The 26,764-nt window shown below is 44.6% G+C and carries 27 protein-coding genes; 22 read left to right on the forward strand and 5 right to left on the reverse strand.

Features of this window, described 5'->3' with window-relative positions; translation table 11 throughout:
- The first annotated feature begins 218 nt into the window (after positions 1 to 218).
- The 6 genes from AM231_RS02445 to AM231_RS29815 all read left to right on the forward strand — a co-directional run bounded on the left by AM231_RS02445 (position 219) and on the right by AM231_RS29815 (position 6,662).
- Positions 219 to 902 (forward strand): hypothetical protein, encoded by a 684-nt coding sequence (locus tag AM231_RS02445; protein ID WP_242615053.1) that lies wholly within the window; start codon positions 219 to 221, stop codon positions 900 to 902.
- A gap of 162 nt (positions 903 to 1,064) precedes the next feature.
- Positions 1,065 to 1,484 (forward strand): helix-turn-helix transcriptional regulator, encoded by a 420-nt coding sequence (locus tag AM231_RS02450; RefSeq protein ID WP_054401211.1) that lies wholly within the window; start codon positions 1,065 to 1,067, stop codon positions 1,482 to 1,484.
- Positions 1,485 to 1,791: 307 nt separating this feature from the next.
- The gene (locus AM231_RS02455) at positions 1,792 to 2,994 is read left to right on the forward strand and encodes an S-layer homology domain-containing protein (RefSeq protein ID WP_054401212.1); all 1,203 of its coding nucleotides are present in this window, start codon (positions 1,792 to 1,794) and stop codon (positions 2,992 to 2,994) included.
- 14 nt (positions 2,995 to 3,008) lie between these two features.
- Positions 3,009 to 3,698 carry a hypothetical protein gene (locus AM231_RS02460; RefSeq protein ID WP_054401213.1) on the forward strand — a complete coding sequence of 230 codons (690 nt, stop codon included), beginning with the start codon at positions 3,009 to 3,011 and terminating at the stop codon, positions 3,696 to 3,698.
- A 194-nt stretch (positions 3,699 to 3,892) separates the two neighbouring features.
- Positions 3,893 to 5,422: a DUF5704 domain-containing protein gene (locus AM231_RS29810; RefSeq protein WP_242615054.1), complete on the forward strand. Its 1,530-nt coding sequence runs from the start codon at positions 3,893 to 3,895 to the stop codon at positions 5,420 to 5,422.
- Positions 5,361 to 6,662, forward strand: a complete 1,302-nt coding sequence (locus tag AM231_RS29815) for a hypothetical protein (protein ID WP_242615055.1) — start codon at positions 5,361 to 5,363, stop codon at positions 6,660 to 6,662. Before AM231_RS29810 ends, AM231_RS29815 begins: the two co-directional genes overlap by 62 nt.
- Before the next feature lie 57 nt (positions 6,663 to 6,719).
- On the opposite strand, the gene AM231_RS02470 is transcribed toward AM231_RS29815, so the two are convergent.
- The gene (locus AM231_RS02470; RefSeq protein ID WP_054401214.1) at positions 6,720 to 7,823 is read right to left on the reverse strand and encodes a YheC/YheD family endospore coat-associated protein; all 1,104 of its coding nucleotides are present in this window, start codon (positions 7,821 to 7,823) and stop codon (positions 6,720 to 6,722) included.
- Between the two features lie 179 nt (positions 7,824 to 8,002).
- Between AM231_RS02470 and AM231_RS02475 the strand changes: the two genes are divergently transcribed.
- The 14 genes from AM231_RS02475 to AM231_RS02540 all read left to right on the forward strand — a co-directional run bounded on the left by AM231_RS02475 (position 8,003) and on the right by AM231_RS02540 (position 20,684).
- Positions 8,003 to 9,148: a glycosyltransferase family 4 protein gene (locus tag AM231_RS02475; RefSeq protein WP_054401215.1), complete on the forward strand. Its 1,146-nt coding sequence runs from the start codon at positions 8,003 to 8,005 to the stop codon at positions 9,146 to 9,148.
- Between the two features lie 147 nt (positions 9,149 to 9,295).
- Entirely contained in the window at positions 9,296 to 9,799 is a 504-nt protein-coding gene (locus AM231_RS02480; RefSeq protein ID WP_242615056.1) for a WIAG-tail domain, read from the forward strand.
- Between the two features lie 367 nt (positions 9,800 to 10,166).
- Positions 10,167 to 10,871, forward strand: coding sequence for a glycosyltransferase family 2 protein (locus AM231_RS02485; RefSeq protein WP_054401217.1), 705 nt, complete (start codon positions 10,167 to 10,169; stop codon positions 10,869 to 10,871).
- 84 nt (positions 10,872 to 10,955) lie between these two features.
- Positions 10,956 to 11,297, forward strand: a complete 342-nt coding sequence (locus tag AM231_RS02490) for a hypothetical protein (RefSeq protein ID WP_053489468.1) — start codon at positions 10,956 to 10,958, stop codon at positions 11,295 to 11,297.
- A gap of 30 nt (positions 11,298 to 11,327) precedes the next feature.
- Positions 11,328 to 11,648 carry an alpha-helical endospore appendage domain-containing protein gene (locus AM231_RS02495; RefSeq protein ID WP_242615057.1) on the forward strand — a complete coding sequence of 107 codons (321 nt, stop codon included), beginning with the start codon at positions 11,328 to 11,330 and terminating at the stop codon, positions 11,646 to 11,648.
- Entirely contained in the window at positions 11,645 to 11,971 is a 327-nt protein-coding gene (locus AM231_RS02500) for a hypothetical protein (RefSeq protein WP_054401218.1), read from the forward strand. Before AM231_RS02495 ends, AM231_RS02500 begins: the two co-directional genes overlap by 4 nt.
- On the forward strand, positions 11,968 to 12,261 hold the full coding sequence (locus AM231_RS02505; protein ID WP_054401219.1) for a hypothetical protein: 294 nt from the start codon (positions 11,968 to 11,970) through the stop codon (positions 12,259 to 12,261). The genes AM231_RS02500 and AM231_RS02505 overlap by 4 nt, the downstream gene beginning before the upstream one ends.
- Before the next feature lie 111 nt (positions 12,262 to 12,372).
- Positions 12,373 to 13,458 carry a phosphotransferase gene (locus AM231_RS02510; RefSeq protein ID WP_054401220.1) on the forward strand — a complete coding sequence of 362 codons (1,086 nt, stop codon included), beginning with the start codon at positions 12,373 to 12,375 and terminating at the stop codon, positions 13,456 to 13,458.
- A 559-nt stretch (positions 13,459 to 14,017) separates the two neighbouring features.
- Positions 14,018 to 14,983: a phosphotransferase gene (locus tag AM231_RS02515; protein ID WP_242615058.1), complete on the forward strand. Its 966-nt coding sequence runs from the start codon at positions 14,018 to 14,020 to the stop codon at positions 14,981 to 14,983.
- A 35-nt stretch (positions 14,984 to 15,018) separates the two neighbouring features.
- Positions 15,019 to 16,731 (forward strand): HAD-IIIC family phosphatase, encoded by a 1,713-nt coding sequence (locus tag AM231_RS02520; RefSeq protein WP_054401222.1) that lies wholly within the window; start codon positions 15,019 to 15,021, stop codon positions 16,729 to 16,731.
- Complete coding sequence (locus tag AM231_RS02525) at positions 16,728 to 16,961, forward strand: acyl carrier protein (RefSeq protein ID WP_054401223.1); 234 nt, start codon at positions 16,728 to 16,730, stop codon at positions 16,959 to 16,961. The genes AM231_RS02520 and AM231_RS02525 overlap by 4 nt, the downstream gene beginning before the upstream one ends.
- Complete coding sequence (locus tag AM231_RS02530) at positions 16,958 to 17,542, forward strand: GNAT family N-acetyltransferase (protein ID WP_054401224.1); 585 nt, start codon at positions 16,958 to 16,960, stop codon at positions 17,540 to 17,542. Before AM231_RS02525 ends, AM231_RS02530 begins: the two co-directional genes overlap by 4 nt.
- 249 nt (positions 17,543 to 17,791) lie before the next feature.
- Positions 17,792 to 19,168, forward strand: a complete 1,377-nt coding sequence (locus AM231_RS02535; protein ID WP_054401225.1) for a nucleotide sugar dehydrogenase — start codon at positions 17,792 to 17,794, stop codon at positions 19,166 to 19,168.
- A complete protein-coding gene (locus tag AM231_RS02540) occupies positions 19,161 to 20,684 on the forward strand; it encodes a glycosyltransferase (protein WP_054401226.1) in 1,524 nt (507 codons plus the stop codon). Before AM231_RS02535 ends, AM231_RS02540 begins: the two co-directional genes overlap by 8 nt.
- A gap of 89 nt (positions 20,685 to 20,773) precedes the next feature.
- Here AM231_RS02540 and AM231_RS02545 read toward each other — a convergent pair whose 3' ends face one another.
- From AM231_RS02545 to AM231_RS02560, 4 genes are all read right to left on the reverse strand, one after another.
- Complete coding sequence (locus tag AM231_RS02545; RefSeq protein ID WP_054401227.1) at positions 20,774 to 21,721, reverse strand: protein kinase family protein; 948 nt, start codon at positions 21,719 to 21,721, stop codon at positions 20,774 to 20,776.
- A 47-nt stretch (positions 21,722 to 21,768) separates the two neighbouring features.
- A complete protein-coding gene (locus AM231_RS02550) occupies positions 21,769 to 22,785 on the reverse strand; it encodes a glycosyltransferase family protein (RefSeq protein WP_054401228.1) in 1,017 nt (338 codons plus the stop codon).
- A 124-nt stretch (positions 22,786 to 22,909) separates the two neighbouring features.
- On the reverse strand, positions 22,910 to 23,824 hold the full coding sequence (locus AM231_RS02555) for a right-handed parallel beta-helix repeat-containing protein (RefSeq protein ID WP_054401229.1): 915 nt from the start codon (positions 23,822 to 23,824) through the stop codon (positions 22,910 to 22,912).
- 404 nt (positions 23,825 to 24,228) lie between these two features.
- Positions 24,229 to 24,630, reverse strand: a complete 402-nt coding sequence (locus tag AM231_RS02560; protein WP_054401230.1) for a CHRD domain-containing protein — start codon at positions 24,628 to 24,630, stop codon at positions 24,229 to 24,231.
- 185 nt (positions 24,631 to 24,815) lie between these two features.
- Between AM231_RS02560 and AM231_RS02565 the strand changes: the two genes are divergently transcribed.
- Together AM231_RS02565 and AM231_RS02570 are read left to right on the forward strand one after the other, a co-directional pair.
- A complete protein-coding gene (locus tag AM231_RS02565; RefSeq protein ID WP_053489453.1) occupies positions 24,816 to 25,622 on the forward strand; it encodes a glycosyltransferase family 2 protein in 807 nt (268 codons plus the stop codon).
- 64 nt (positions 25,623 to 25,686) lie between these two features.
- Positions 25,687 to 26,757, forward strand: coding sequence for a glycosyltransferase family 2 protein (locus tag AM231_RS02570; RefSeq protein ID WP_054401231.1), 1,071 nt, complete (start codon positions 25,687 to 25,689; stop codon positions 26,755 to 26,757).
- The last annotated feature ends 7 nt before the right edge of the window (positions 26,758 to 26,764 follow it).

Here is a 26,764-nt window from a genome sequence, read left to right on the forward strand (position 1 = left end):
GAATACTGTTTAAACTTCTGACCTTTAACTGCTGGCATAAAAAAATGCACCCCTAGAATTTCATCGGATAAACCAGGAATTTAATCCAATGTCTATTCTAAGGGGTGCACTTCAATAGGGCTGAGGTCTTTTTTTGTCGAATAAAAACAGAGAACATACGTTCCGTGACAGTGTGGTGTCCCTCCGAATTGGTACATTGTTAGAAGAAGAGGAAAGAGGTGGATGTGTTGCAGTCTGGCTTGTATTCGGATTTCACATGGAGTCACAGCCATGTATTCGCTGGCGACACTAGTCAAGTCTTTCTGCTGATTGAGTGGAGGACTGGTGTCATCAGGCAAAATAAGCAGTCCAAAGACATGAACCGGTGCATTGCTGAAGATATCCAACTGCATCTCCAATTAGGAGAAGATGTGCAGTTGGAATCTATGTATGGATGTCAAGGTGAGGTACTTAATGATCGTAATATCTCGTTGTCTTTAGGCTCCCTGTCTGCAGGGAAAACTAAGCAATTAGTGCTTGGACTGAGTGTAGGAGCACGGCAATCTGGTGTATATCCCATCATAACGGCATTATGGACATATATGGATATTCAGAAACAAAAGGTGGTCTTACAGCCTTCTCGCACGATACCCTTACAATTCAGCAACCACACGGCATTAAAATACCGAAAAGGGGATTACCGTGTTGAGAAGGCACTGAAATTCTATCAAAATGCTTCCGCATTGCAGCAAGCAAGGGGAGAGATGCAGCACGGGAATTTAGGGCTTGGGGAACATCTCATTCTTAGGCAAGCAGACCAGATGCTGCTCTATGCCATTCGATTTGAAGATGCCGATTATTTGCAGGAGGCGGAGGTCCTGTATAAGTTAAATGGACTGTATAGAAATACATTCGATCCATAATCAGTTTTGAAAACGCAAACATAAAAGGGACTATAGGCTGAAAACGAAATAGGAATAAAGAATCTATATATAAAAAAGGAAAAAAGATATGAGGGTCGAATGTACTACTTAGTGGTCAAGGAATACATGTCGAATTTACTAGACAGATAGGGAGAATGCCATATGACAGACCGATTGATCCGACTAATGAGAATCATTACCCTTGTACAAGCAAGGCCGGGAATACTAGCCCGTGAGCTCGCCGATCGTTGTGGAACCAGTGAAAGAACCATTTATCGGGATATGGATGCTCTCAGCGCGATGCATATTCCCATCACACACCAAGGCAGAGGCCGAGGTTATACGTTTATTGGGCATTTTGCAATGTATCCGCTTGGTTTATCTGAAGAGGAAGTACAGGCTTTATACAAGCTGCTGACGATTATGGAAAAAATCAAGCCGATGCTGCCCGATGAATTTGAAACCGCTTATGAGAAAGTGTTGGCTGCTGTATATAAGCAAAGCACGGAAAAAGCGGAAATTCAGGCAGGAGACCGAGAGGGTACCTTTACGAATTTTATACCTAATCCCAACGACTCGTAGCAAATAGAACCTCGCCTGATAGAACACATATTCATGTGTCTATCGGCGGGGTTTTGTCATGTTTAGGGTGATAGATTTGCCGGATGAAGACATGCTAGGACTAGTAAAATAGATTCAATATAGGGATATTACACCAAAACAATTGAATGTATGATAAAATAGCGACAAATTCTCTCATGTATACAAAATTGGGAATATTGTGAAAATAATGAGAGTTCGCGGATCATGTCCCTAAGCAAGGGCATAGGAAGGAGATATGAGGCAGTGCCATAGGTTTATTCTACAGTTTATTTAGAGGAGGATACTCATGAAAAGCAAGTCAATAATTGTATTATTGGCGCTAGCTGTGCTCATTGGAAGCTTGTATCTGAATGAGGTGGAAGCCGCATCACAAGACAGCACCGCTAGCATAACGGGGGAGATTCAGAGAGCAGTGGCTCCACATTTCACGGATATTGAGGGGCACTGGGCCCAGGCAGCTATTCTTGATGCGATAAAACGAGGGTATGTGGATGGATATCCGGATCAGAGATTCTTACCTAATAAAGAGGTAACCACAGCGGAATTTATTAAAATGGCGGTTACCGCCTTGAAGCTTGAGGTGAATGTCTCAAATAAAGATACATGGTATACACCCTATGTTGCTGCTGCTGAATCGGCAGGGTTTTATAGGGCGGAAGATTTTACGAATCGGAATCTGACTCAACATATGACACGTGAAGAGATGTCCAAGCTAGCAGTAAGGGCACTTGGTCATAAGAATGTGGGAGAGAAACAGTGGATGTATCTTGCCTCCAAGGATGGCATCCTGTCGGGAACAGCGCCGGGGGAGCTTTCTCCAACAGGCACGACCACAAGAGCTCAAGCTATCGTAGTTATTGAGAGATTGCTTCAGGCAAAGAGTGGTAAAGAGCTTCCTGTTGATCAGTATGCCGTAGCAGCAGCCGAAGTGTATTGGCATAAGACCAATATTTTCTCGGTGGCGCCAGAAATTTTTAATGGGCCGGATAACAAGAATAATACTGGGATTAATTATTGGAAAGTTTCAAATTTGAAGTTCGCGGGAAAAGACGGTACCACGATTCAAGTTGAAGAGCTTCTGGCAACTGATTGGAATGACCCAAGGGATCCAAATAGGAGATTACTACCAACAAAAAATAAACTCTCATATAGAACTAATGATGGGGATTGGGCGAAATTTTCTGATGATCTCAAATGCTACGTTATCATTGTTAAAGCCCGTATAGTAACTAACAAAAATCCTAAAGGATATCCTATAACGGATCGTGTAAATCTTCAAATTCATGGATACAATGGTGTGCCAACTGGAAATAGTCTCATAGTGCCGTCAGTTATTGAATCGAGTGATCCAAACAAAAAGATATATGGGCTAGTAATTCCAAAAGAGAAATTTAGTACCGATGGTTCTATCAGAGTATCCGTAGAGTCTATTTCAGCTGGAGCACCAATCATAAGTCAAGTCCTTTCCAGATCAATATTGATTAGGTAGGAGGACTCTTAAAGATGTCACGAACTCTTTCGTTATTGATATCATTTATATTGATTATTATTATTATTTTTTATCCAACTATGGTTAATGCAACTGGGGATATAACAAAGGATATCACTTACGAAATGTCAAAAGATTCTGATGACTATGAGTATGGCGGTTATTTGTTTTCAGATAATAAGCAGTTATCCACTAAGCCGATCTCTGTCAAAGCCCCAGATGGAAAAATAATAAAAAAATTAGAGTGGATTGATAAGAGTACAGGTGCAACCATTCGTTCTTTTAAAGATTTTACCCCCGGCAAGAGTGAATGGACAGATAAAACGGATACCTTAAGTGGTACTAAAACAAAGGTCCGATCGGAAGAAAATACAAACTATGGTGGAGTGTATTATTGGGATCGCTGGTCTATTTTTGATGCAGGTAATTGGTATGGAAAACATTGGAGAGCCTCAGGGGGCACTGTAAGTAAGAGAGACAGTAGAGGTTGTGATGATTCAGCTGCAACAGAAAATGTTCAAGGCAATGCGCTTCCGAAATATCCAAACTGCACAGATGATGCGCTTGAGGCAAAAATCCTCGAACTAAAGCGTTTCATGTCATCGATGCTAACTCTCCATTCTATAATTTATGGATTAAAGATGATGGAATATCAAAAGAAGAGGTTGAGGCCACGAATGTTAGAGTTGATAGGAACTCATTAATTGTCAGCGGTGGTGTACCTACGGATACAGGGTATGCCGATGTAAGTACTCTGCCAAAGTCGGGGGCAATTGCAAATGTTACGGATTTAAATCTAATAACCATCAATTTTAGCCAAACATTTAATAATGATAAATATAATCATTATTGGGCAAATCCTGGTGCCAAACAGGTATTTTATTTTAATAAATTTTATGTGGATTTTACAACTTACACTTACGTCTACAAAGACAAACTCCTCCGGGCCACCTTTGCAGATGGGACATCAGGCTTGGAGATTACCGGCCCGACCTGTGTGGCACCATCTGGTACCATTCAGCTTACCGCGACCTTAACGAAGGTAGACGGTAGTACATACAATCTGCAAAAACATGACAAGTTAACCTGGCGAAGCTCGGATAGCAGCATCATGTCCATCAATGATTCGGGTGTCGTCACAGCCGTGGCTGCAACCGGAGGGGCAACGATAACAGCTCATTTTAAGGATGCGACTCAGGCCTTGGATGAATCCGCTGATGTTACGATACAGGTTGGGACTGGTTCGTCTTGCGGAAATACCGGAGGACCCGGGAATCCCCCTGGCACGTGCGGAATCCAAATCGGTGCGGCGAGGAAGGGTACTGTAACATCGCACACGGTGATGGATCCAGTGGCTACGGGTGTTATAAAAGCGGATCAGCGAGATTCAGAACAGTTTAATGTCCTGGATGGGATACCGACTTCTGAATCCCTGTATGTCAACGTGTTTGGACTTAACTATCTGTATCAGAATCAGTGGGCAAATATGAGCGGTGAGATCACCTACACTGTTCCTGTCAAAAAGAAGTATATTCTCACTTGGACGATCCCCGGAACGCCAAGTACGGGACCGAATAATCCTGGAACGCCTGACAAACCTATGCGAGAGGAGGTTCCGGTAGAGGAACGAATTGCGATTACCCGGCCATATTCATATTGGCAAATCGACAACCTCGAGGTGTATAAGCTAGGCAGGTCGACCGTGAGCAACTACGCGTTACCTGGCGGTTCGGTCAGCCTGACGCCTACCGGATACACGCCTCCAATCCTTACATCCGATCATAGTGCCCGAGTCGAGGACCATGTGAAGGCCTCTCCATGCGAAGAAGTCGATTTAGGAACCGAAACCGTCTCGGGTGGATTCACCAGACCCGTAGTGCCATCAACGGATTTCACGTCGGCAGCGGAGTCGGCGGTGGGTCAAAACCAGGTGAAAAATGATAAGGTGCTATTCAACGGATCCACTGTCATGAGTGACAGTTGGGCGCAGGCAACTGCTCCGACACCAGGGATCATTCCTCCTGCTTCGACCGTTAATAGGGATGTCCTATACGGCAAAAACTATCTCATCAGCAGTACGCTGTTAAATAAGAAAAATACACCAAGTACGGGGACGATTGATTATGATCTCATACCCGGCAACATTAATGGCGGTTCTCCTAAATCCTATCCCGTAAATGCCATTAACACTGTCACTGTCCATACTCCTGTAGTCAATTATTCATCTGTTACAGATGATCAGGACCACAACCAGAAGACGACCCCGAACTCGAGTCGGTTTGCTTTCATCTTGGACCGGCCGTTCACGGTAACTATTCCTACTTCAGGTCAGCATCGGAATATCCGGGGATATGGAGATCGGGACTATGCAAAATATGTACGATCGAAGCAGGTGTATTTTCCTTTCAAATGTTTACAGCCGCGATAAAAGCACCTTTTATCCTAAAGAAACCTGGATCACGATCCCGACGACTCAGCTGGATACGGAGTTTTTCCTGCCGGTATGGGTGGATGAGGGCGATTATCAAGTATACTTTCGTACGATAGCGGAGAACGCGCCTGCGGATTTTACCACTCAGCCCAGTGCAAATCTAGATTTGACCCACCATGTCGCTACGGATATTGAGCCTGTGGAGGTTATCGGGCGTGTATACGATTTCCGGATCACGGATATTGCCGATTATAACTGGGAGACGGTCTTCCGCACACAAAAAGGAAACGCAGCAGCAAGCGGGGCGTCCTATTGGACAGGACTTCGCAATATTGATGGCGGAGTAAGGGGGAATGCACTGCCTTATACGCTTCCTATCGCGCCAGGCAAGCATCCTGTCCAAGGCTACAAGAATGCAGCAGTGAAGACAGGTTACCATTTCAAATTCGACCTGAAGACGAAGGGCAATATGTTTGGAGCACAAGACGGTATTTCCATTACACCGAGTTTTTACTTCGTTAATGCGGATGGCAGCGGACGCCAGGCAGTTGATCTGTACTACCACAGCGGAGATCGAAAGTTCATTCGCATCGGTTCCCCGCAGGATGCACTGAAGCGTTACGTCATCTTGAATGAGAGGCTGCGGAATGTTCCGCAAAGCGAGCTTCAAGACACAGCCTCGTACCTGTACAACCACGGAGGAGCACAGCCAGGAATATCAGCGGCAGCCTATGCGAAGCAGTATATCGAGAAAATCAGCAAGAGCAAGACTTGGGTAGGACGACTCGACTGGATGCTGCTGCCATCCGGTATACGAACACTGATCGGGCCTAAAGCAGGGCTGCCTGCCTCGGTCGACGTGGAACGTGCGAATGCGGCGGTCCAGCGCTGGTATGGCGAATACAGTCTGCCATCCGATGTGTACGTGGTGAAGAAGGGAATGGACCTGGCGGCTTATGGACGGAGTAACCGTCTGGACGAGAAGTCCTCTATATTTTTGAAAAAAGGGTTTATCGTGGTCAACTTCAACATCGAGACGATTCGGGAGGGCAATACCGCCCGGCCGCATCTGCAATACCTGCATGCGCCCCTCATGAACCAGTGGCAGCTTGAAGGGTTTGCCCGCACATACCTTGATCCTTATGGCAAGAAGTTTGCGCTGCTGGACGGGGATGTTGTATTTTATCATGCCGACCAGTCCAGTAAAGGCGATTTCAAATCACAGGTACCGCATTAACGATCATAAAAAAACTAGCCTCTCCCTGCGATCAGGGAGAGGCTGTTTATTTGTAATTCATTCATGTGGCCATACACCGTGATCATAGAGATAACGGGCAAAGGCCATTGGATTGTGATATGTGCGTTTCCATCCTTCTGCCATGCCGGCCTCCATAAACCCATACCGTTGATCGCAACCGTTGCATTCAATGAAATAGAGCTTTCCATCTTCGGTAATGCCAATATCCATTCCAAAATCGGCCGCATACGGAATAGATAGGGACAGAATTCGAGCGATGTATACGGAAAACTCAGCAATCCGTTCTATAGTAAGCTCGGCAGGTATGTCAGGCATACAGCGGGATAGTATGTCTGGTACCCGATAGGCTGAGCCGCCTTGAGCAATATTGGAGACGAACATTCGGGGAGCCGAAGTTTTAGCGAACATGCCGGCGACCTCCCAACGCCCGTTCCCTCCACGCTGAACGGTAACTCTGATATCGAATGGACGGCCATCATATTCGGCAAGTGGGATGCGCTGTTGAACAAGGAATGGAGCTTGCCTGATTCGTTGATAGATCAAGGGATGGAGCTTACCGGGAGGCAGTGTAACCGTTCTCCAACCACTGGCTGATGGCGAGGAGCGGGAATAAGTGAATTGACTGTGCAAAGAGGTTCCTTTCAATCGCATAATACCAACCCCGATGCTGCCACTGCAAGGCTTTAGGACAAGATCCCCGTGCTGACTAAGCATGGAGCGAATCGAGACGGGGGTAGCTTTCACCGTATGAGGCAGGGAGCGTGAAACTCCCCGGTCCTGCTCTAACATATGATGAATGACGTTTTTACCGTAACGTGTCCGTCCGTTATAAACAAATACCCCACGGTTGATTAGTTGATCAATCAGCTCTTGCTCCTGTCTTTTATGATAGATAGCTCGCATATGAACAGCACGTGGAATGGGAATATGCACTCGTGAAAATCCGGCTGGAGCCGGGATAAAGCCAGCCACCTTTCCAGTACTGAGTGAAATATGATGAATGGTAAAAAAACAAGGAACCAGACCGTACACGGCAGCAGCTTCTTCATAGTTGGTCAGTGATTCAGTACCGATTTTCCCGCTGGAAATTCTGCGATACGTATTGTTGTTGATCAGAATGCCGACGAATTCCAGATGCATGGCCATCCTCCTTGTTACCAATATCATGTAATCTTTTGTACCACATCGTATGCACAAGGGAGTTTGTCCCGGGTGGACGGGTGTCGCGCGTAGTTGGCCTATTATTACCCGGAACTTAGTCACCAATAGACCCTTAACCGGTATATGTTATAGATAAGTTGCGAGAAGGGTGTGGAGTTATGAGTTTGCGGAAGGTGGCGGTTGTGACGCCAGGGTCTTTTGTCATTCCATCAGGGAGAAGCAGCTCCGTGGAGCGGGTCGTGGAGCAGACCATTCCTTTGGCTCAGGATGCGATGGAAGTGCGGATATATGGTGTGCTAGGGAAGGGACTGCCGTCAAAAGATGCCATTAACGGCGTTCCATGTTACCGTCTTCCATCTGGAGCCAATTATTATCCATCCTTGATGCGAAGGCTTCAGAAGTGGAGACCGGATATTATTGAAGTTCACAATCGGCCGCTGCTGGCCCAGCGCCTCAAAATGCATCTGCCGCGTGTGAAAGTCGTACTTAACCTTCATTCCAATACATTTATTATGCCTCCATATATGAGCGAGCAGCGCTTTGGGAACATTGCCCGCTGGATGGACGGCATTGTAGTAAACAGCCGTTTTCTACTGGAGGATATTACCTCAAGACATGCTTGGCTTTTGGAGAAGATCACGATTAATCATCTTGGTGTTAGTCTTGATCATTTTAATCCGGCATTCAATCCTGCTGCCAAGGCACTAAAAGAGGCAAAGCTTGCTCATTACGGATGGAGTGGGCGTCGTATTATCCTGTTTGCGGGACGGCTTATTCCAGACAAAGGGGTTCACCATCTGATTGATGTGCTGCCACATATTATTGACAAGCATCCAGAGGTTTTATTGCTTATTATCGGAAGTGCAGCTTACGGGTCCGATCGGGAAACCGCCTATGTCCGGGAACTGAAAAAAGCTGCCGGACCTTATTTGCATTGGGTATACTTTCGCCCCTTTGTCCCTTATCCAGCGATTGCAGACTGGTACTCGCTTGCTGATATTGTGGCTGTCCCCTCAGCACCGAGGGAGGCCTTTGGACTCGTGAATGTTGAAGCAATGGCAGCTGGGGTTCCTGTCATCGCTACGAACGCAGGTGGTATCCCGGAGATTGTGGAGAACGGTGTGACGGGTTATCTGGTTCAAAGAGATGATTTTCCTGGCGGACTCGCTGAACGGATTAACGGATTGCTTCAAGACGAGAATCTGCGTACACAAATCGGAATGGCAGGGCGTGAAACGGTACGTCAACGTTTCAGGTGGGATCATACGGCAGAACGATGGGCTAACCTGATGCAAACCATCTAACCGACAGTGGCAGTAGCCCTATCTCTTGAATAGGATGAATGTAACGATTAGAAGCAGAGGAGAGAGCCGACAGTGAATAGAGCCAGAGGGATCACCAGGATAAGAAGGAGAAGGGCCTTTCGGCAGCACGATGGCTATCATAAAAAGATGACCATCAGAGAAACATCCGCTAACTGGTCAGATGTAGAGGATGATGGGGGCCATGTGCTGACTGATGATACGATCCGTGCTTCCCATCTGCAGCATCGTAGTGTAAGAAGTGAGGCGATTGAGGATTATGCCGTGCACAGTATTCATCTGTCATCCGAATCCATCATATCTTCCAAACTAGCACTCGAATCGGTTCATCCGAGTCATCTTTCATTTAATCCGGTTCAAGGGATTCCGGACATCCCTTTACTTCAGCAGTTTGGATATATCCCCTTCACCTTTTCTGATGAACTCGATTCGATCGAGGTTACGATACCGCTTCAGACCCCTTATCAGGATGAACATTATGTCGTAGTGGCATCGTGCAGCGATCCGTTGTTTCAGGCTGGTATTCGAAAACGGCAGGATGCGGAGATCGTCATCCAAATTATTCGACCAGAAGATACGATGATCTCAGAAGGCGGGTTGCATTGGATTTCAATAGGTCGGATGGCTACGTAAGGTAGGAGAAGGATGGGGGAAGGGAGACTTCACTCATCCTTTTGAGTAAACAGGGGAATTCCAATTAGTCATCATGGTGAATTGCCATCCCGGATGAACCGTTTGCCGACCATCTTCAAAAGTGAATTCTAAGGGATTCGACCGTATTACTATGAGCATTCATCGCATAATGCTGCTCGAATCAATTTGTGTACATAGAACAGATTATTGATGCGTTTAGAGAACGAAACACTCCTTACAGATGCCGTCACCGAGCAAAAGAGTAAACATACAATGGAAATGGATGACCAGAAAAACCAGGAATTCATTGTTCCTCATATAGAGATGAGATATACGGGAGGCGAAGTCATATGAAGGACGCTTTAGGATGAGAAGACGCGGTGCACGCTTACGAAAATCTTTAACGGTGGCTCCTCCTAAAGCTGATCCGGTTGAGGGACGGAAGGATGGGTATATGATTGGCTATTCTTATGGTGTTCAACATGGCAAAAAAGAGAGCGATTGCTCATTCGATGGCGTCAGCATCATTATTCCCATTCAAGATCCTTTTGAAGATGTTATTAGCAAGATCAGAAGGATCGAGGCGTTAACGCCGCATCCATATGAGCTGCTTATTGCTGATGTCGGATCCTCTGAAGGAACCAAGAAATATATGCGCAGCAGAATCGGAGTGGTACGGCACATTGTTGGGAGAAGTGACCAAGGAATAGCGGTGGTTCTTAATAAGGCACTTCATGCTGCGCACGGGAAGAAGCTAGTCATTTTGTATGGCTGTACACCTGTTATGGATAACTGGATTGGAAGTATGACGGATGAGTTGGATAATGCCTCTGCTACTAAATCAGTATGTGTAAACTTTGCACAGACCGGAGTTCCACTACTGCCAAGAGAAGAATTGGATTCTCATAATCGGTTAAATGCATGTTGTGCTCTGTTCCGTCCAGAATTGTTATCGGATGTTGGATGGTTAGATGTGGGACTTCCATCATTACAAGAAAATATGAGCGAATGGCTAGGACGTGTTCCCCTGCAATATAGAACCATGTTGCAGGCTGACGGTATATTTGTCTGATTCGAATGATGGCATTATTAGTTGCACCAGGAAGCTTGTCGAAGCATATGCTGAAAAACATGACGAGCAAAGGAGAGTTTTGTAGTGGAGAAAAAAATTAATGATATGGTTGAATATCTTTCGCATTCCCAGCAGCAGTTAGCACGCATTCTAGAAGCTCAGCGTCATGCAGCAGTCCGCATGGCTCAAATTATACATTCATTACCCAATCATGAAATCCCTGTTTCCGAAGAATCGAGTTCACGAGGTGGACCATCGTTAGGGGGACAATTAACAGGAGGCCAATCATCAGGAACTCAGGTGGAACAAGTCAATAGCAGCATTACAGCATATTTGAGCGCGATGGCCGACCTTCAGCAAACATCGGCAGATAGTCTAGAAATCGCGATGAAAGAGCTTAAAGCGAACGAGCAAGGCGAAGAATAATGGGGTCCGACTTCGGTAGGTTAAGGGGGAATGTATGTGAGTAAAGAGGAGTCGTTCATGCGGATTCTCGATGCATCCGTTACTATTCAATATAATACCTATCTCATTCTACAAGGGAAAGCAGTCGAAGCTGAAAAGGTATGTCGATGGGTATTAACTCAATATCCCCGTTCCAAAGGAGAGTTGAAGGATTCGTTATCCATTCATGAGCAAATTGTTGAGCAAATTGAGGGCTTGACGAAAATAGGCTCCGGTCTGTGCCGGAATCTGCGAATTATTCTCGGAACGGACGCTGAACAAGATGACGCCATGGGATTTGATGCATTCGACTTCGGAGATACGGACTCATGATTGCGCGCATACAGCGGGAACATGAGGCCAAGATTGCTATGGTATCATCCATTGCTAGAAGTCAGCAAGCGCTGGCAAGTATTCTGGAAAGTATCGCAGAGGTTACGGCACATTCTGAAACAACCTCGCGCACTCTTGCGGAGAATATTCGGCTGCTTATCGACTATCAGTCCGTGATGGCTGAAATGTTGACAGGCATTCCGTTTAATCGGTTCAAATTAGGAAGTCCCGCATCGCCCTGGATAAACTCCGAGTACCAGTTATGTTACAACGAAGCCTGGCTAGAGGCTAAGCATTCAACCTCGCAGGAGGATTCGGTATGAGCATTAGTTTATCTGTCAGGAGTCATCGTCCATCATCTCGTGTTGCACGGAAGAAGCCTTCATCCAAAATCCGGCGTGGTCTGAAGTCATCGGGTAGTAAGCGCCGTCATGGCAAGATAGGGAAGCGCCATCGAGCCGGTGGCCGTTACAGCTCCAGGCCTGGGGTCGGCGGCTCCCGGCCTTTATCTCAAGTCCATGACAAAGGGGACGATCATTCCTACATGGAAGACTTTAAAGCAGGATTTGCGAAAGGTTATGAAGATGGCAGACAGGCGGATGCCTCTGCATAACGACTCTGGAGAACGAGCACAGCACACCTCCGTTTGTTAGGCAAATGAATGGATGCGCATCTCTATGTTCGACATATAATGGTTTAAAAGCGAAAAATGGGGTGAGGACTAATGAGTCCAACCAGCAGAATAGACAAGCGATTCATTCGAAAAACGTGGCGTAAGATGGAGTTTTCTAAATCATTCAAGTCTATTGGCACCCAAGTGAGATTAGATCATCAAACAATGGAATGTTTAAAAGATTCATACAAAAGCAGCATATGGAAACTTGAAATCATCCATGAAAAAAATCGTATTCCCATCATTCTTAAAATTTCGAAACCGCTCGAAAAAGACCGCCCGGAAAGCACGGTGGAGAAAAATATATACCGTAAAGGAAAAAAAGCACTTCAGCCGTTCATGCCACTAGTTTATAAAACCAAAAGAAATGTAAACGGACGTGGTTTTTGGGTATTCATGGAATACATCGAACCTCTTAAAGGGCGGTTGCAGTATAATCCGGATCACTTTGACAAAATCATTCCCACGTTAGCGAAGCTTCACTCCTCTACGATGAATGAACGTTTTAAACAATATGAGCGACTATTCGGTGATTGGCTGCCTCAATTTAGCTCTAATGTCATGAGAGAAGAAAGAAAAAGCATAAATAAGTTAACTTTGTATTATTTAGATGAAGCGATGAAAAACAGCAATTTTAAAAAAATGATAAATCCATATTACTCACTCGTGAAGGACCTGTTGCAGAGAGGGCCAGATTATTTCCCGGAGGTAGTTCATGAAGGCTGCAGCATCATCCACGGAGATCTTCACACTGCAAACATAGCGGCCTACAATGTTAAGGAAAAATCGTGGAAAATCAAGTTTATTGATTGGGAAGGCGCAAAATATGCTCCGTGCTGGTTTGATCTCGTCAATTTGATCGGGGTTTTCTTGTCATACCGCCGAGAGTGGGAAGATCAGGAGGAGGTTATAACCCGCCGTTGTGTTCAGTTATATGCGGATGAGATGAGAAGGCATGGAGTTATCTTTAAAACCGATCCATTCAAATTGTATGAGATGGCATTCCTAAAACGAATACTTGAGAAGGGGCTGTATCTGCAGCTGAATTGGGCTGTTACCGGTAAAAAAGAGGCGAAGCTACTGCCGGTGTATTTAGAAAAAATCAAAGTTTTAGGAAAAAAGTTGGAGCTTTATTAGTGCTTATTCGATCTAATGGATATTAAGTTGAGTACTACTCGGATAACCCGCGTGTTCAGCGGGTTGTTTTGCATTGTTTTTTATGAAACTATCTCACTATCGAGAAATACTCAACCCAAGAATGGAAGTGCCCTAATTGCCATGGACAATATGTATTTCTTAGAATTAGTTAGCAGATAGGCGAATCTACCAATTAGCAGCAGAAATTCTTGGCTAATCGTAATCCAATTATTCGAGGAATGTTAAATCATGTGTGTGGAATGTTAAATCGCGTTTTTTTAATGTCATGTCGAAGGTCCTTCACATAGGATATAAAAGGAATACGGAGTGGAGGATCGCGGACATGACAAAAATAGGTAATTTTGGAGGGTATGAGCACGGTCGGACGGATGGCTTCAGAAAGGGAAGAGAAGATGGATACCGTAAAGGGCATGAGGATGCGCAAGCCTTATCGATGAATCCGCCTCTTCATGACATAAGTCTGAAATGGCGGGAGTTTCGATGTGCGGACCAAATAGCGAGTCATTTCGGTTCACCGGTTGTCCTAAACGACCATAATATGGAATGCCTGAAAGAGACGGGTAAGAGCTCAATCTGGAAGCTTGAAATCGCGGCGAATCAACAAAGGTATTCAATCATTTTAAAAATATTTAAAGCACCTGTGAACGAGCAAAAATTAATCGAATTAAATATGTACCGAAAAGTAAAAAGCATCTTGCCGGATCTGATTCCTGACATCTATATGATTGTGGAAGGGGTGAATGGTGAAGATGTCTGGGTATTTATGGAGTATGTTCCTCAAGTAAAAGGTCAGGTCATTTTTACGCCGGATTGTTTTGATCGGATTATCCCTTCCTTGGCCAAACTTCACGCACTCACCTACAACCAAAATTTTTATAAAAATTGGGAAGTATTTGAGGGATGGCTCCCTCTTTACGATTCCGATGCTTCATCCCTCGAACGGCAGAAGAACCACGAAAGAACCCTAGAATATCTGGATAAGGCAATGGAAAATCCCGAATTAAAGCCTAGGCTGGAATCAAGCTATTCTAATGTACACAGCATTTTGAAAAAAGGGCCCATTTATTTTCCGGAACTCCTTCATGCTGGTAAAAGTATCATTCACAATGATTTACAGACACCTAATATGGGGTGCCACAATGTAGCTGAAGAGACCTGGAACATTAAATTTATCGATTGGGAAGGCGCGCGTTTTTCACCATGTTGGTTTGATATGTTTAATTTAATGGGTGTATTTTTTGCATACCGTAAGGACTGGAGAGGCGACGAAGAGGCGGTAATACAACGTTGTGCTCCTCAATATGCTGCAGAAATGCTTAAATATGGTATTCAGTTTGATACAGACCCGGTTATGTTGTACAAAATGGCCTATTTGCAGCGGGTGTTGGAACGAAGCTTGTATCAGCAGCTTCATTGGGGAATAGATGGCCTGAAGCAGGTTTATTTACTGGATCATTATTTGGAGAAACTCAATGTCTGGGGCAAGGAACTCGGCTTATATTAATCAAAGCTGTTTAAAAACAGGAGGGAGGTATAGGTATGAAGCATGTTTTAACCTATCTTGAACTGGCGGATTCTCTGCTGTGCTCCCTCCCCTCCAGGGCTCGGATTGCAGGAAGCCCGAAGCTCCCATGCAATCGAACCTTCAGAATACGAGTCGACAGAACGATGCCCTTTGAGTTTGTTGCTAATTTGATGTCTCCGTTTTGCTCGTTATGGGAGGCTGGCGTCCATTTCGATTACTCCGATTACGATAGCGCTCTGTCCGGTATTGGCGGGGAAACTCAGGCAGATGTATATATCATCTGGTTAGATTGGCGGATCTATGCTCGCTCTATGAGCGCACAGGAAGCTGCTCATTGGCTGAATGAACGAATCGTTAAACTGCGTATGTCAACGGATAAACCGATCTGGGTAAATAACTGGCCGGAGTCCCTGGAAGACGCAAATAGGGTGCTGAGCTTCCGCGCGAGTGATCGTAGGTGGTTCCGGAAGATTAATTCGTATTTGTTGGAGTCCGTTGAGAACAATACAGGATGTGTCCTGATCGATTTAGCCCAATTGACCCATGAAGGTACCGAATCCTTCTATGATTTTCGGAACGAGAAAATAAGCAACTACCCATTTTCCAATCAGGCAACGACTATAATCTCCCGTCACCTTAGCGTACATCTTTTACCTGCTTCCTGTACTCCGAGACTTAAAGCGATTGCCCTTGATTTAGATGATACGCTTTATACAGGGGTATTGGGAGAGGAAGGGGCTGAAGGGGTAACGCTAACGGAAGGCCATCATCGGTTGCAAAGGCTGCTGCTTCAACTTAAACAATCAGGAATTATGCTTACCTTGTGCAGCCGCAATGAGGAAGAAGATGTTAAGGCTTTGTTTGATACGCGGAGCGATTTTCCGCTGAGATGGGATGATTTTGCTGCTGTATGCGCGAATTGGAAGACAAAAGCAGAAAATTTGAATCGATTGGCTCAAATTCTGAATATCGATCCGTCTGCTTTCCTGTTTGTGGATGATAATCCTGCGGAATTGGTGAAAATGGCCGCTGCACTGCCGGTTGTTCGCCTTCTCCGCGCAAAAGAAAGCGGTGAAGAAACGATGCTTGGATTATGTCATTTTCCCGGATTATATCAACTTCACCCGGATAGCATGGCCGTATCCAGAACAACCGATATTCAGGCTAATCAGGCAAGAGAGAAGATCAGACAATCAGCAGCCGATTACCAATCTTATTTAGACAGTCTGAATATGGTTATTACCATATATGAGAATGAAGCTTCCCATGTCACGCGGCTGCATGAATTAAGTCATAAAACGAATCAGTTTAACCTGGCCCTAAGGCGGATGACGGAAGTTGAAGCGAATGACGTTATGGATGCCTTGAAATACATGACGATAACGGTTCGCCTCTCGGATATACTGTCAGACAGCGGAATTATAGGCGCTTTTATATGCCGGTTGGATGGCGAACAAGCGCATGTCATCGAAACGCTTTTTAGCTGCAGGGCGCTGGGCCGTGAGATTGAAACGGTAGCCTTTGCCTGGATCTTGGAGAAATTATCCGATCAAGGGATACAAAGAATAAACATCGAGATGGCTCAAGGGCCACGGAACGCTCCTGCCTTGGATTGGATAAAGCGTTTTGTTACGGGCTCGCCTGAACAACTGTCGCTTAAAGATCTCTGTGCACGTGTAAAAGCAGCTTGCGAAAGCCATCCTGCTAGAGTGGAGGTAAATCGATGACTACAGAATTACGCAAACAAATCGGGGAGATCTTATCCGAGGTATTAAACACAGCAGTACTGCCTCATGATAATCCAAAGCGGGAAGAAATAGCGAATTGGGATTCTTTAAAACATATGGAGCTCATTCTTCGTCTTGAAGAGCAGTTTGATGTTCGCTTCTCCATTAGGGAAGTAGCAGGAATTCAAAGCTTGGATGACATCGCCAAGATCATCGAGGTGAGGTCGTGAAGCACAACATCACCGTTGAAAGATTCGGGATTCGATTAAGACCGATTACGATAGACGACGCTGCTTTTATTTTCAAGCTAAGAAGATCCCCTGAGTTATCGAAGTACATCGGAGAAATCGACTCTCGTTATTCTGTGCATGAATCATGGTTGAAACAATATTTTCATAAAGAGGGCGATTATTACTTCTGCATTGAGCTTCTCTCGGGCGTGCGGATCGGAACCATCGCGATCTATGATATTGATGGTCAAGCCGGGAATTGGGGAAGATGGATTATTTCCGATTCGATCCCTGCCGCTCCTGCCAGCGTATGGCTTATTTTTCACGTTGCGTTTGATATTCTGGGTTTGTCCAGTGTGTTCTCCAACACGGTTATTGATAATGCGAGTGTCGTTTCTTTTCATGATAACTGCGGTTTACCCCGGACCGGAATTGAACATAATGGGCTTACCATTAGAGGCGTTTCCTATGACATGGTTATTCATACGGCTAAGAAGGAGAACTGGCCTATGATTCAACAAAGATTAGAGAAGCCTGCAATTTTGGCGGAGCGTCTGCTGAGGGAGAATCCGGAAGAATAATTAACATACATTACGGAATGAAAGAAAATATGACTTTTTTACTGACGACAGCGAGTTGTTTCGCTGTCTTTTCTGTATATATCAAACGAAAAGAATGACATGGGTAATATGTCTGGTGAATTCGCCGTTTCTCCTCTCAAGCATATTTCATATTTTATCAGGAGAAGGAAATTCATTATCGTCCGGTAATTTCATCATGGGTGTTTTTTGAACAAAGACGCAGTCTTCAAGAAAGGATGGACAACCAGGATGAGCGAAATCTTGCAAAAAATAAGAAGCAGGACGGCTACGGTGGCCGTGATCGGTCTCGGTTACGTCGGACTATCTGTGGCAGTGGAGGCGGCAAGAGCCAATTACAGGGTGTACGGAATTGACATTGATGAGAATAAAACGGAACAGTTACAACGCGGAAAATCGTATGTTACGGATATAAAGGATGAAGATATCGATTCTTTGATCCATCAGCGCCTGTATGCCGTTCATGAGTTTTCAGTGCTGGCTGAGGCAGATATCATCATTATTTGCTTGCCAACACCGCTTAACATCAACAAAGACCCTGACGTTTCCATGATTCGATCAGCCGTTGATTCCATAATTCGGTATGTGTCGAGAGATACGCTGATTATTTTGGAAAGCACAACCTATCCCGGAACGACTGAAGAATTAATTAAGAATGTGATTGAAGTCAAAACGCAATTGGAAGTGGGAAAAGATATCTTCGTATGTTATTCTCCGGAAAGAGTAGACCCGGGAAACCATAAGTTTAATGTAAAAAACACGCCTAAAATCTTAGGTGGAATCACTGAGATATGTGCAAATCTCGGCATCCAATTTTACCGTTCTTTTTTGGAGAACGTCATTCCTGTAAGCTCAACGGCTGCGGCCGAAATGGTTAAGTTGTTGGAGAACACGTTTCGAAGTGTTAACATTGCGCTGGTGAACGAACTGACACTCATGTGTGATCGAATGGGAATTAACATCTGGGAGGTGATTGACGCAGCTTCGACCAAGCCGTTTGGTTACATCCCCTTTTTCCCAGGGCCGGGGATCGGCGGGCACTGCATCCCGATCGATCCGACGTATCTGTCATGGAGGGCTAAAAAGTTTGGATTCTATAACAAATTTATTGAATTGGCCAGCGATATCAACAGCAATATGCCCCGATATGTGATATCGCAGATTACAGACATACTCAATGACAATGAAAAGCCGCTAAAAAACTCAAATATTATATGCATTGGAATGGCTTATAAAAAAGATGTCAACGATATGCGCGAATCGCCTGCACTCGAAGTGTTCAGGCTTCTACAGCAGAAGGGAGCTATTGTAACCTACTATGACCCCCTTATTCCATGGTTTATAGACAACGGCCATAGGATATCCTCCATAGAACTTTTGCCGGATCTGATTGCCTCCGCGGATCTGGTCGTTATTACTACCGATCATAGTACGATCGATTACCAGTTTATTGCTGAGCATGCGGCCTTGCTGTATGACACGAAAAATGTGACTCGGTCGATTAAAGGGAACGTCGTATTGCTCGGCGGACATAAGCGATTTGAGAAAAGTTCGTCTCCGGATGTGTCGATCCAAGATAACGGGGAAGGGAGGGAAGGGATTGATTGATGTTGTCATTTGTGTGCATAACGGTTTGGACGCAGTAAAACAATGCTTGAATTCCATTCAAAATAATACTACACAAAAAATTAATTTAATTATCATTGATGATGGAAGCGATCAAACCACAAGGCAATATCTGGAACAATACACACGAAAATTTCTCTATAAATTAATTAGACACGATAAACCGCAAGGCTACACGGCTTCTGCGAATCAAGGGCTAAAACAGTCAACATCGCGATACTGCGTCCTTCTCAACAGCGATACGATCGTAACCAGTCAGTGGTTGGAAAGGCTAACAGAAACCATGGAATCCGATAGCAGGATCGGTATCGTCGGTCCGCTGTCCAATGCGGCCAGCTGGCAATCCATTCCCCATCGGGATAGTAGCCGAAATGGATTGGAGCCCAACTTGACGATCGAACAAATGGCCGAACTTGTCTATCAAGCCTCGGATAAGAATTTTCCAAGAGTCATGTTTTTGAACGGCTTCTGTTTAATGATCAAGAAAGAAGTGATAGAAAAAATCGGGTATTTTGATGAGAAGAACTTTCCGGTAGGTTACGGGGAAGAAGATGATTATTGTCTTCGTGCCCGCGCTGCTAACTTTAAATTAAAGGTTGCCACCCATTGTTATATCTATCATCATAAGTCGGCAAGTTTTGGAACCGATAGAAGGAAGAAATTAGTGCAGAATGGGAAAGCTGCCCTCTATCGCAAACACGGCGAGGAAAGGGTTAAGCAATCGGTACAAAAAATGGTCGAGCATCGATTGCTCAAAGAAACAAGGGCAAAATTAAAATGGCTATTAGCGTGCAGACGACAAATCATAACAGGAAATCAACGAAAAAACGTAATTTATACAGCGATAACCGGTAATTACGATAAGCTGCAGGATCCCTTACATTTGAGCAAGCATTGTGATTACTATTGTTTCACGGATAATCCGAAATTAAAGTCTGGAACCTGGAAAATTATTAGGTTAGATAAAATATTCGCTGATACGGCCCGTCAAGCAAGATGGGTAAAAGTTATGCCACACTTGTTATTCCCGACCTACAAACACAGTGTTTGGGTTGACGGGAATATCAGAATTGTCGGTGATATCGATCGATTTATTGAAAAATATAGCGCTACTTCACCGCTCGTGTTCTACAAACATTCACATCGGAATTGTATTTATAAAGAAGCGGAGGCTTGTATTGCCTTGGGAAAGGATAAGAAAGAAGTCATATTAAAACAAGTAGCCTTGTATAAGAATGCGGGATATCCGAGAGACAACGGACTGATTGAGTCCGGTGTGATCTTAAGACGCCATAATGATCCAATCGTTACCGGCACGATGACAACATGGTGGAGACAAATTATGAGTTACAGTAAAAGAGATCAAATCAGTTTTAATTACGTTGCCTGGAAGAATAATGTTCCATTTACCGCGATCAATGGAAATATCCGTAATAATGAATTTTTTAATTGGAGCAAGCATCACAATAAGCCGGTTATGAAAAGATTGAAGCGCTAGAAATATGTATATTAGGGGCTGTTGTCGTACAACGGCCCCTTCGGCATGTCTTTGAATATGGTGGTTCGTGTGATACAAGGAAAAGTGTCTTATTTAACGCCACCCAATTGCCTGCTTAATATGTCATCCTTCTTCAGTTCGTCTAATACAATTTCTTGTACCCGGGATTTCTTCAGTGGGAGTTTCATTTGCCTGATCGATCCGCCGAGGTAGTAGTAGAGGCTGTAAGGAAAAATCGCGTCTATATAGTAGAGTTCTTCAAAGGACTTCCCTTCAGGAAATCTCGCAAAATACTCTTTATAATGAGAAGACAACACCATCCTCGGTAATAAATAACGGATATCCTTGATGGGAGAGTCAATTTTTGAATGCTCCAAATCAATGATCCATATATCTCCTGATGCTGTTTTTATTGCGTTTAAATGGGTTAAATCCCCATGTACAAGCCATCTTCTATTGTTCACGGATTTGAGATGATCAGCGAGTACGGACACCCTCCGGGAAGAAACTCTTATACATTTCTCAGCTAATTGTAAACATGGTTGAATATACTGCAAGGAGTACTGGTCTTTCCATTTCATCAATTCTTTTAATTTTAATTGATACTCAGATAGCCACCTGTTTATTCCAACCTTCAAGTCGTCTGGATTTTGATTGGATGTGAGTGAACTTGGCCATCTAGCGTGCTGATGAAAATCCCCGATTACCCTTACGCGATCCATTATCGATGCAGAACCGCCAGAGATATATCTAGATAAATAATAACGATGCTTACCTTGCTTCGTACAGAGTTTCCGTTGATTCGTGGCGATAACCACCGGAACCTTTAACCCTTGTTGGGATAGCGTGTATTGTAGAGTGATTGAAGGGGTGAAGGTTTTACTTGATCTGTAATCCGACTTAAGGATATAGGTTTCTTTGTTATCGATTACCTTCCACACCGCCTTATCCGGCTCGTCCTGAATCCATTCGATTTTCGGTTTTTTGATGTCATAATACTGGTTAAGAACCATCGTTGCGTCTTGAATTGTAGGCACGCTATCACTCTCCATTCCAGATAATAGGTCACCATCTATTACAGGTCTTATGGTACGTCGATCAGGCCTTGAAAAAGAGACTTCCAATTTTCCGCACACTGTTTGATCTTAAAGTTCTTCGTCACGGCCTTCGCAGCCTTTTGTGAAATTTTTTTTCGAAGTTGGGGATTTACGATCATTTCTCGAATCCCGGCGTACCAACCCTGCTCTGTTTGAGGAACAAAATAACCCGTTTTTTTGTGGAATACGCAATCACGGTATATGGGGGATAATGAATAAATGCCGGGAATGCGGCAGGATGCATAGTCGCGGAACTTCACATTACTTTTGCAATGGTAGAACAGACCATCATCCATGGGTGCAAGACCGATATCCCAATTAGCCCGATACAGCCGCTGCATGAACTGGCTGTAATCCTCATTATGTTTCCAATGCAAGACATTAGGATGCCCCTTCAATTCTTCAGGACAGTACCCGTAGAACTCCAGTCTAACAAAATCTTCGTATTCCTTAAGTATACGTTTCAATGCGGGGATAACGGGTCGGAAAGAACTCTCCTTTTTGGCACCTTCGTATCCGACCACGAGTCGATCTTCCTTTTTCGGACCTCTGGACAATTGTGTAAATGAAATATCAATGCTTCCTGGAAAATAGATCACTTTAGGAGTGAATTGCTTCTTAATCACTTCGCGAAAGACGGGTGATTCTACTTTGACCATGTGTACGTTTTTTAGAAAGTAAGTATAGGTTTCTTTATAAGCGGGTTTTGAGTATATTTGGCCAAGACGAGTTGTTTGAGGAATCGCGAGAAAATGGTCGTCAATGACGTATACGGTCTTCTTTCCCTCACGGTGTGCCCATTCTAAACATTGGAGCGCTGCAGGCTCAATGCTTCTCAGAAACAAAATAATATTGTATGAAGAAATGATAGATCGGGTTACTTGTTTATGTGGAAGGATATCAAAACTGCAGTATCCTTGTCCTTCCAGATAACGGAGAGGTGGGAGCAGAATGATTTGGTACGATGCGGTTCCCTCTGAGCCGACCACAAGAATTTTTCTCATCTAATGACCTCCAATCAACAATGTTTACTGGATGCCCTTGCGGGTAACTCAGTTGAAAAATAAGTGCTTGCCCTCATCACGAAAGAGGAGAGCAAGCGTAAAAGCCATGCATGAAACAAGGAATTTAGAACAAGTTATTATCCGTACCTGTAATGGAGATTTGAGTCGGCGTGTTACCGGTGAACCGATTTCCGAATGCGGTGTTTTCATCGCCTGAAATGACGAGTCCAAAATTCTGATTGAGCTTCATCTCGTTGAATTCCACGCTGTTAAAATCCGTGGCAACGGCGATACCGGTTTGAGTGTTTTCATTGGAATCATTGGCTCCAAGATATCCATTATCCCCGGTTGTGATCGAAACGCCGTTCCCTGTATTGTTTTCTATATTATTGCGTATCAGCACGTTGTTTGCTGCAGCAACAGTGATTCCGCTTGTTCCGTTTAGCGAGACCGTGTTGCCGAATAACAGATTGTTCGCTGTGGTGCTCGAGATGCCGATTGTGCCGTTTTCAGACACAGTATTACCTATAGCCGCATTATTGGCGCCGGCCAACAAAATACCCACACTTGTATTGCTGAATGATACATTCTGTACGATCCAGCTATCGGTGCTTACTACGTTGATTCCTGCAGCGCCGCCTGCGTCTTGAATACTGTTTCTCCAGGCTACATGTCCGGTGCCGGCAGCTAAATCAATGCCAATACCAAGCGTGTTGTTAATGGTGTTGCCAATAATGCGGTGATTTGTACCAGTAGTAACATCAATCGCATCGGCCGTGTAGTTTTGAATGGAGAATCCGTTAATTTCAACCCCCGTAGCTGCCGTGACAATGAACGCACTTGCCGCAGCGTTGAGTCCTTGGCGTATCGCGGCACCTTCATTTTTAGCTATAACTTTTACGTTGGAAGTCGCTACAGTCACCGCCGGCTCTGGATACGTTCCATTATTAACCAATACGACATCACCAGCGACAGCTGAAGCTACAGCAGTTGCAATTGGCGTCCCTGTAGGTGAAGGGAAGACTGAAATAATGGCCATCACTTCTACCTCCTTTTATAGAATTAATTAAGATTTTGTATTCTTAATCTAGTAACAGTTAATGCAATGGGAGAGAGTAATGTAAAGGCAGATGGATGAGATAAAATGCACATTTTTGAGAGGTTGAAAGAACAGATAGGTTAAAAGCTATGTTCCATTGCCAAGACGTGGATCGTTCTCGAACAATAATGCACGTGGTAAATATCAGTGCAAAAAAAGTGCTTGTTTCCAACACATGGGTTGAGAACAAGCAAAGTTCTACACTGTTAAAGTTCGAATTTAACAGTATGCCGGACCGAAGCCCGTAAATTTCTGATATCCATGCGAATTTATCATTGAGAACCAATGGCGCTCTAACTTTAGGCTAATAAATGAAGGTTGTTATTCCATATGGTGATGTGCTTCTATCGCCGAACCTGGCCCCGAATTTCACCATTCGGATTTTGGATCGTGTGAACATTCACATAGGCATTGCCACGCTCGAATTCACGGATCAGGTCTCGAATTGTTCTGCCTTGCAGAGGACCAACCAAGTCCTGGCTCGTCAGGACACCCTGAACGACCCCGCGTCTTACGGAAATGCCGAATTTTGAAGGACCAAACAAGAAGGCGACAATAGGACCGTTCTGCCCCACTCTTCCAAGATGGATATGTGCTTGCGTCACGCGGCTGATATTACGGATGACAAGCCTGAATCTTAGCTGAGTACCCGCGTTGTTGAGCTGAAGAACGATATCACCTGTGGCTCTCGTTCTGACGGGCGGAACTTCGTTTCTTCCTAATAAAGTGGATCTGAATGTTCTGATAGGTCTTCACTTCCTTTCTTAGTGATGCCTTAGTGTATTCGAAGCAAATAGAGTTGGTATGTTTATTGGTCCATAGATTTGCCCTATTTTATTTCGCTATCAGGTACGAATGCCGTTACAGTAAAAAAACCTATACATAAGATGAGGAGGAAGTCTTCTTAATTTAAACTTGGCAGGTGAGAAGCATGTCGAAACGAATTCCTGCGAGTCCCGTTAACAGAAAAAAGAGGAGAAGATCCCTGTCCCCAATCCACAATGCGGAGCTTCCGAAGGTATCTGTCATCATTCCTGCCATGAACGAATCGAAGACCATTGCGGCCGTCATTCGGCAAGCCGATCAAGTGCACCCCGACACCGAGGTTATCGTTGTTGCCAATGGTTCAACGGACGGTACGGCAGAAATTGCTCAAACCATTGGAGCGAGGGTGATTCATATGCCCTTTCCGCTCGGTCATGATGTGGGACGAAGTATCGGCGCTGCAGCGGCTAGAGGAGACATTTTGCTGTTTACCGATGCAGACATAGTCATTAAAGCAAGTGATTTGATTCCTTTAACGAAAGCTGTGGAAGACGGTGTAGACGTGGCCTTGAACAAGTATTTGGGTCCGACCGATAAGCATCACGTTCACAGCGTGATCCTCGCCAAGCACGCATTAAACATTTTGGTTTCTAATCCCGAATTGAAAGGAGCTTCTTTAACAACAATTCCACATGCAATGAGTCGCAAAGCAATAAATTTGATTGGCATCGATAATTTGGCTGTTCCCCCGAAAGCTCAAGCCATGGCTATTTATAACGGCTTGAAGGTACGAGGGGTCCATTACGTGGATGTAGGGAGAAGAAATCCCAGAAGGGGAAGGACTAAAGGGAATGACCCCCTTGAAACCCTCATCGTTGGGGATCATTTGGAGGCGGTAGATTGGTTAATCTCCAAATCCGGCATGCGGGGAAATCGGTCAGATCTCACACGAAACAGAGAAAGCGTGTGGTGATGGGATGGTGCGAAGAAAACAGAGACGAGTAATGATACCTGCCTCACATTCTTTTAGAAGAGCAATGAAGCGAGTAAGTAAAAGAACAAGAACAAGAAAAAAACGCAGCGCCCGTCAAGTGGGGGCTCATATTTTCAAGAATCGTCAGACTCCAAACGGGATGGTCGACTCCTGGAAAGAGAAGGCTTATGCTGCCGGTTATCAACAAGCAGCCCATGAAGTTTCCATAACGACGGATACACCACCCCATATCAGAGTGAATGAGAGCTGGAACCGCTGGTACCATTCAGTCAAACCACTGCCATTGACTGTTTACCACGCGGCGGCGGCTAAATTTCTGGAAGGACATAGCAAGCATTCTGGAATATACCTTGGGAATGCCGTACTCCTTCCAACGGATAAAAGGGTAGCGGCGATCGTCGTGGTGATGAACGAGAAAGATACGATTTTAAAACTGCTTGAACAGCTTCATCGGCTGCCGCTTCATGAGATCATATTTGTGGTGAACGGATCAACCGATGAAAGCTTCGAAATGATTCGGAACCAATCGAAAGCCATCATTGTGCACTACAAACAAGCCTTGGGCCACGATGTAGGCAGAGCAGTCGGGGCAAAGTTAGCCGATTCTGAAATTCTGCTGTTCCTTGATGGAGACCTTCCGATATTAGCTGAGCATCTTGTACCTTTCATCGATGCCATTGAACAGGGTAGTGATATTGCCTTAAATGATATATCTCCATTGATCGGAATGTTTTCCGAAAGAGATTACGTAACAACCGTTAAGGAGTTTATTAATCGATCCATGGGCAGAGCGGATCTCGAAGCCAATTCGCTTACCGCGGTGCCTCACGCGATGAGGAAGGAAGCTGCGCAGATCATCGGGTACGCCAATTTATCCATCCCACCGAAAGCGCAAGTCATCGCCCTTGAAAAGGGTTTAAAAATAAACGCACCGGCCAGTGTAGACGTTATTACAAAAAATCGGCTCCGGGCTCGAAATGTCGGACTACAAAATGCGGTTTCTGATTTGATCATTGGAGACCATATTGAAGCTCTAAAAACGGCATTTGATTTAAAAGGATCACGGCTATCTTTTACGGATCAGATTAGACAAAGGCAGCTAACCAAGGTTTAGAAGGTGG

This window comes from Paenibacillus solani, from assembly GCF_001277345.1.
GTDB lineage: Bacteria > Bacillota > Bacilli > Paenibacillales > Paenibacillaceae > Paenibacillus_AQ > Paenibacillus_AQ solani.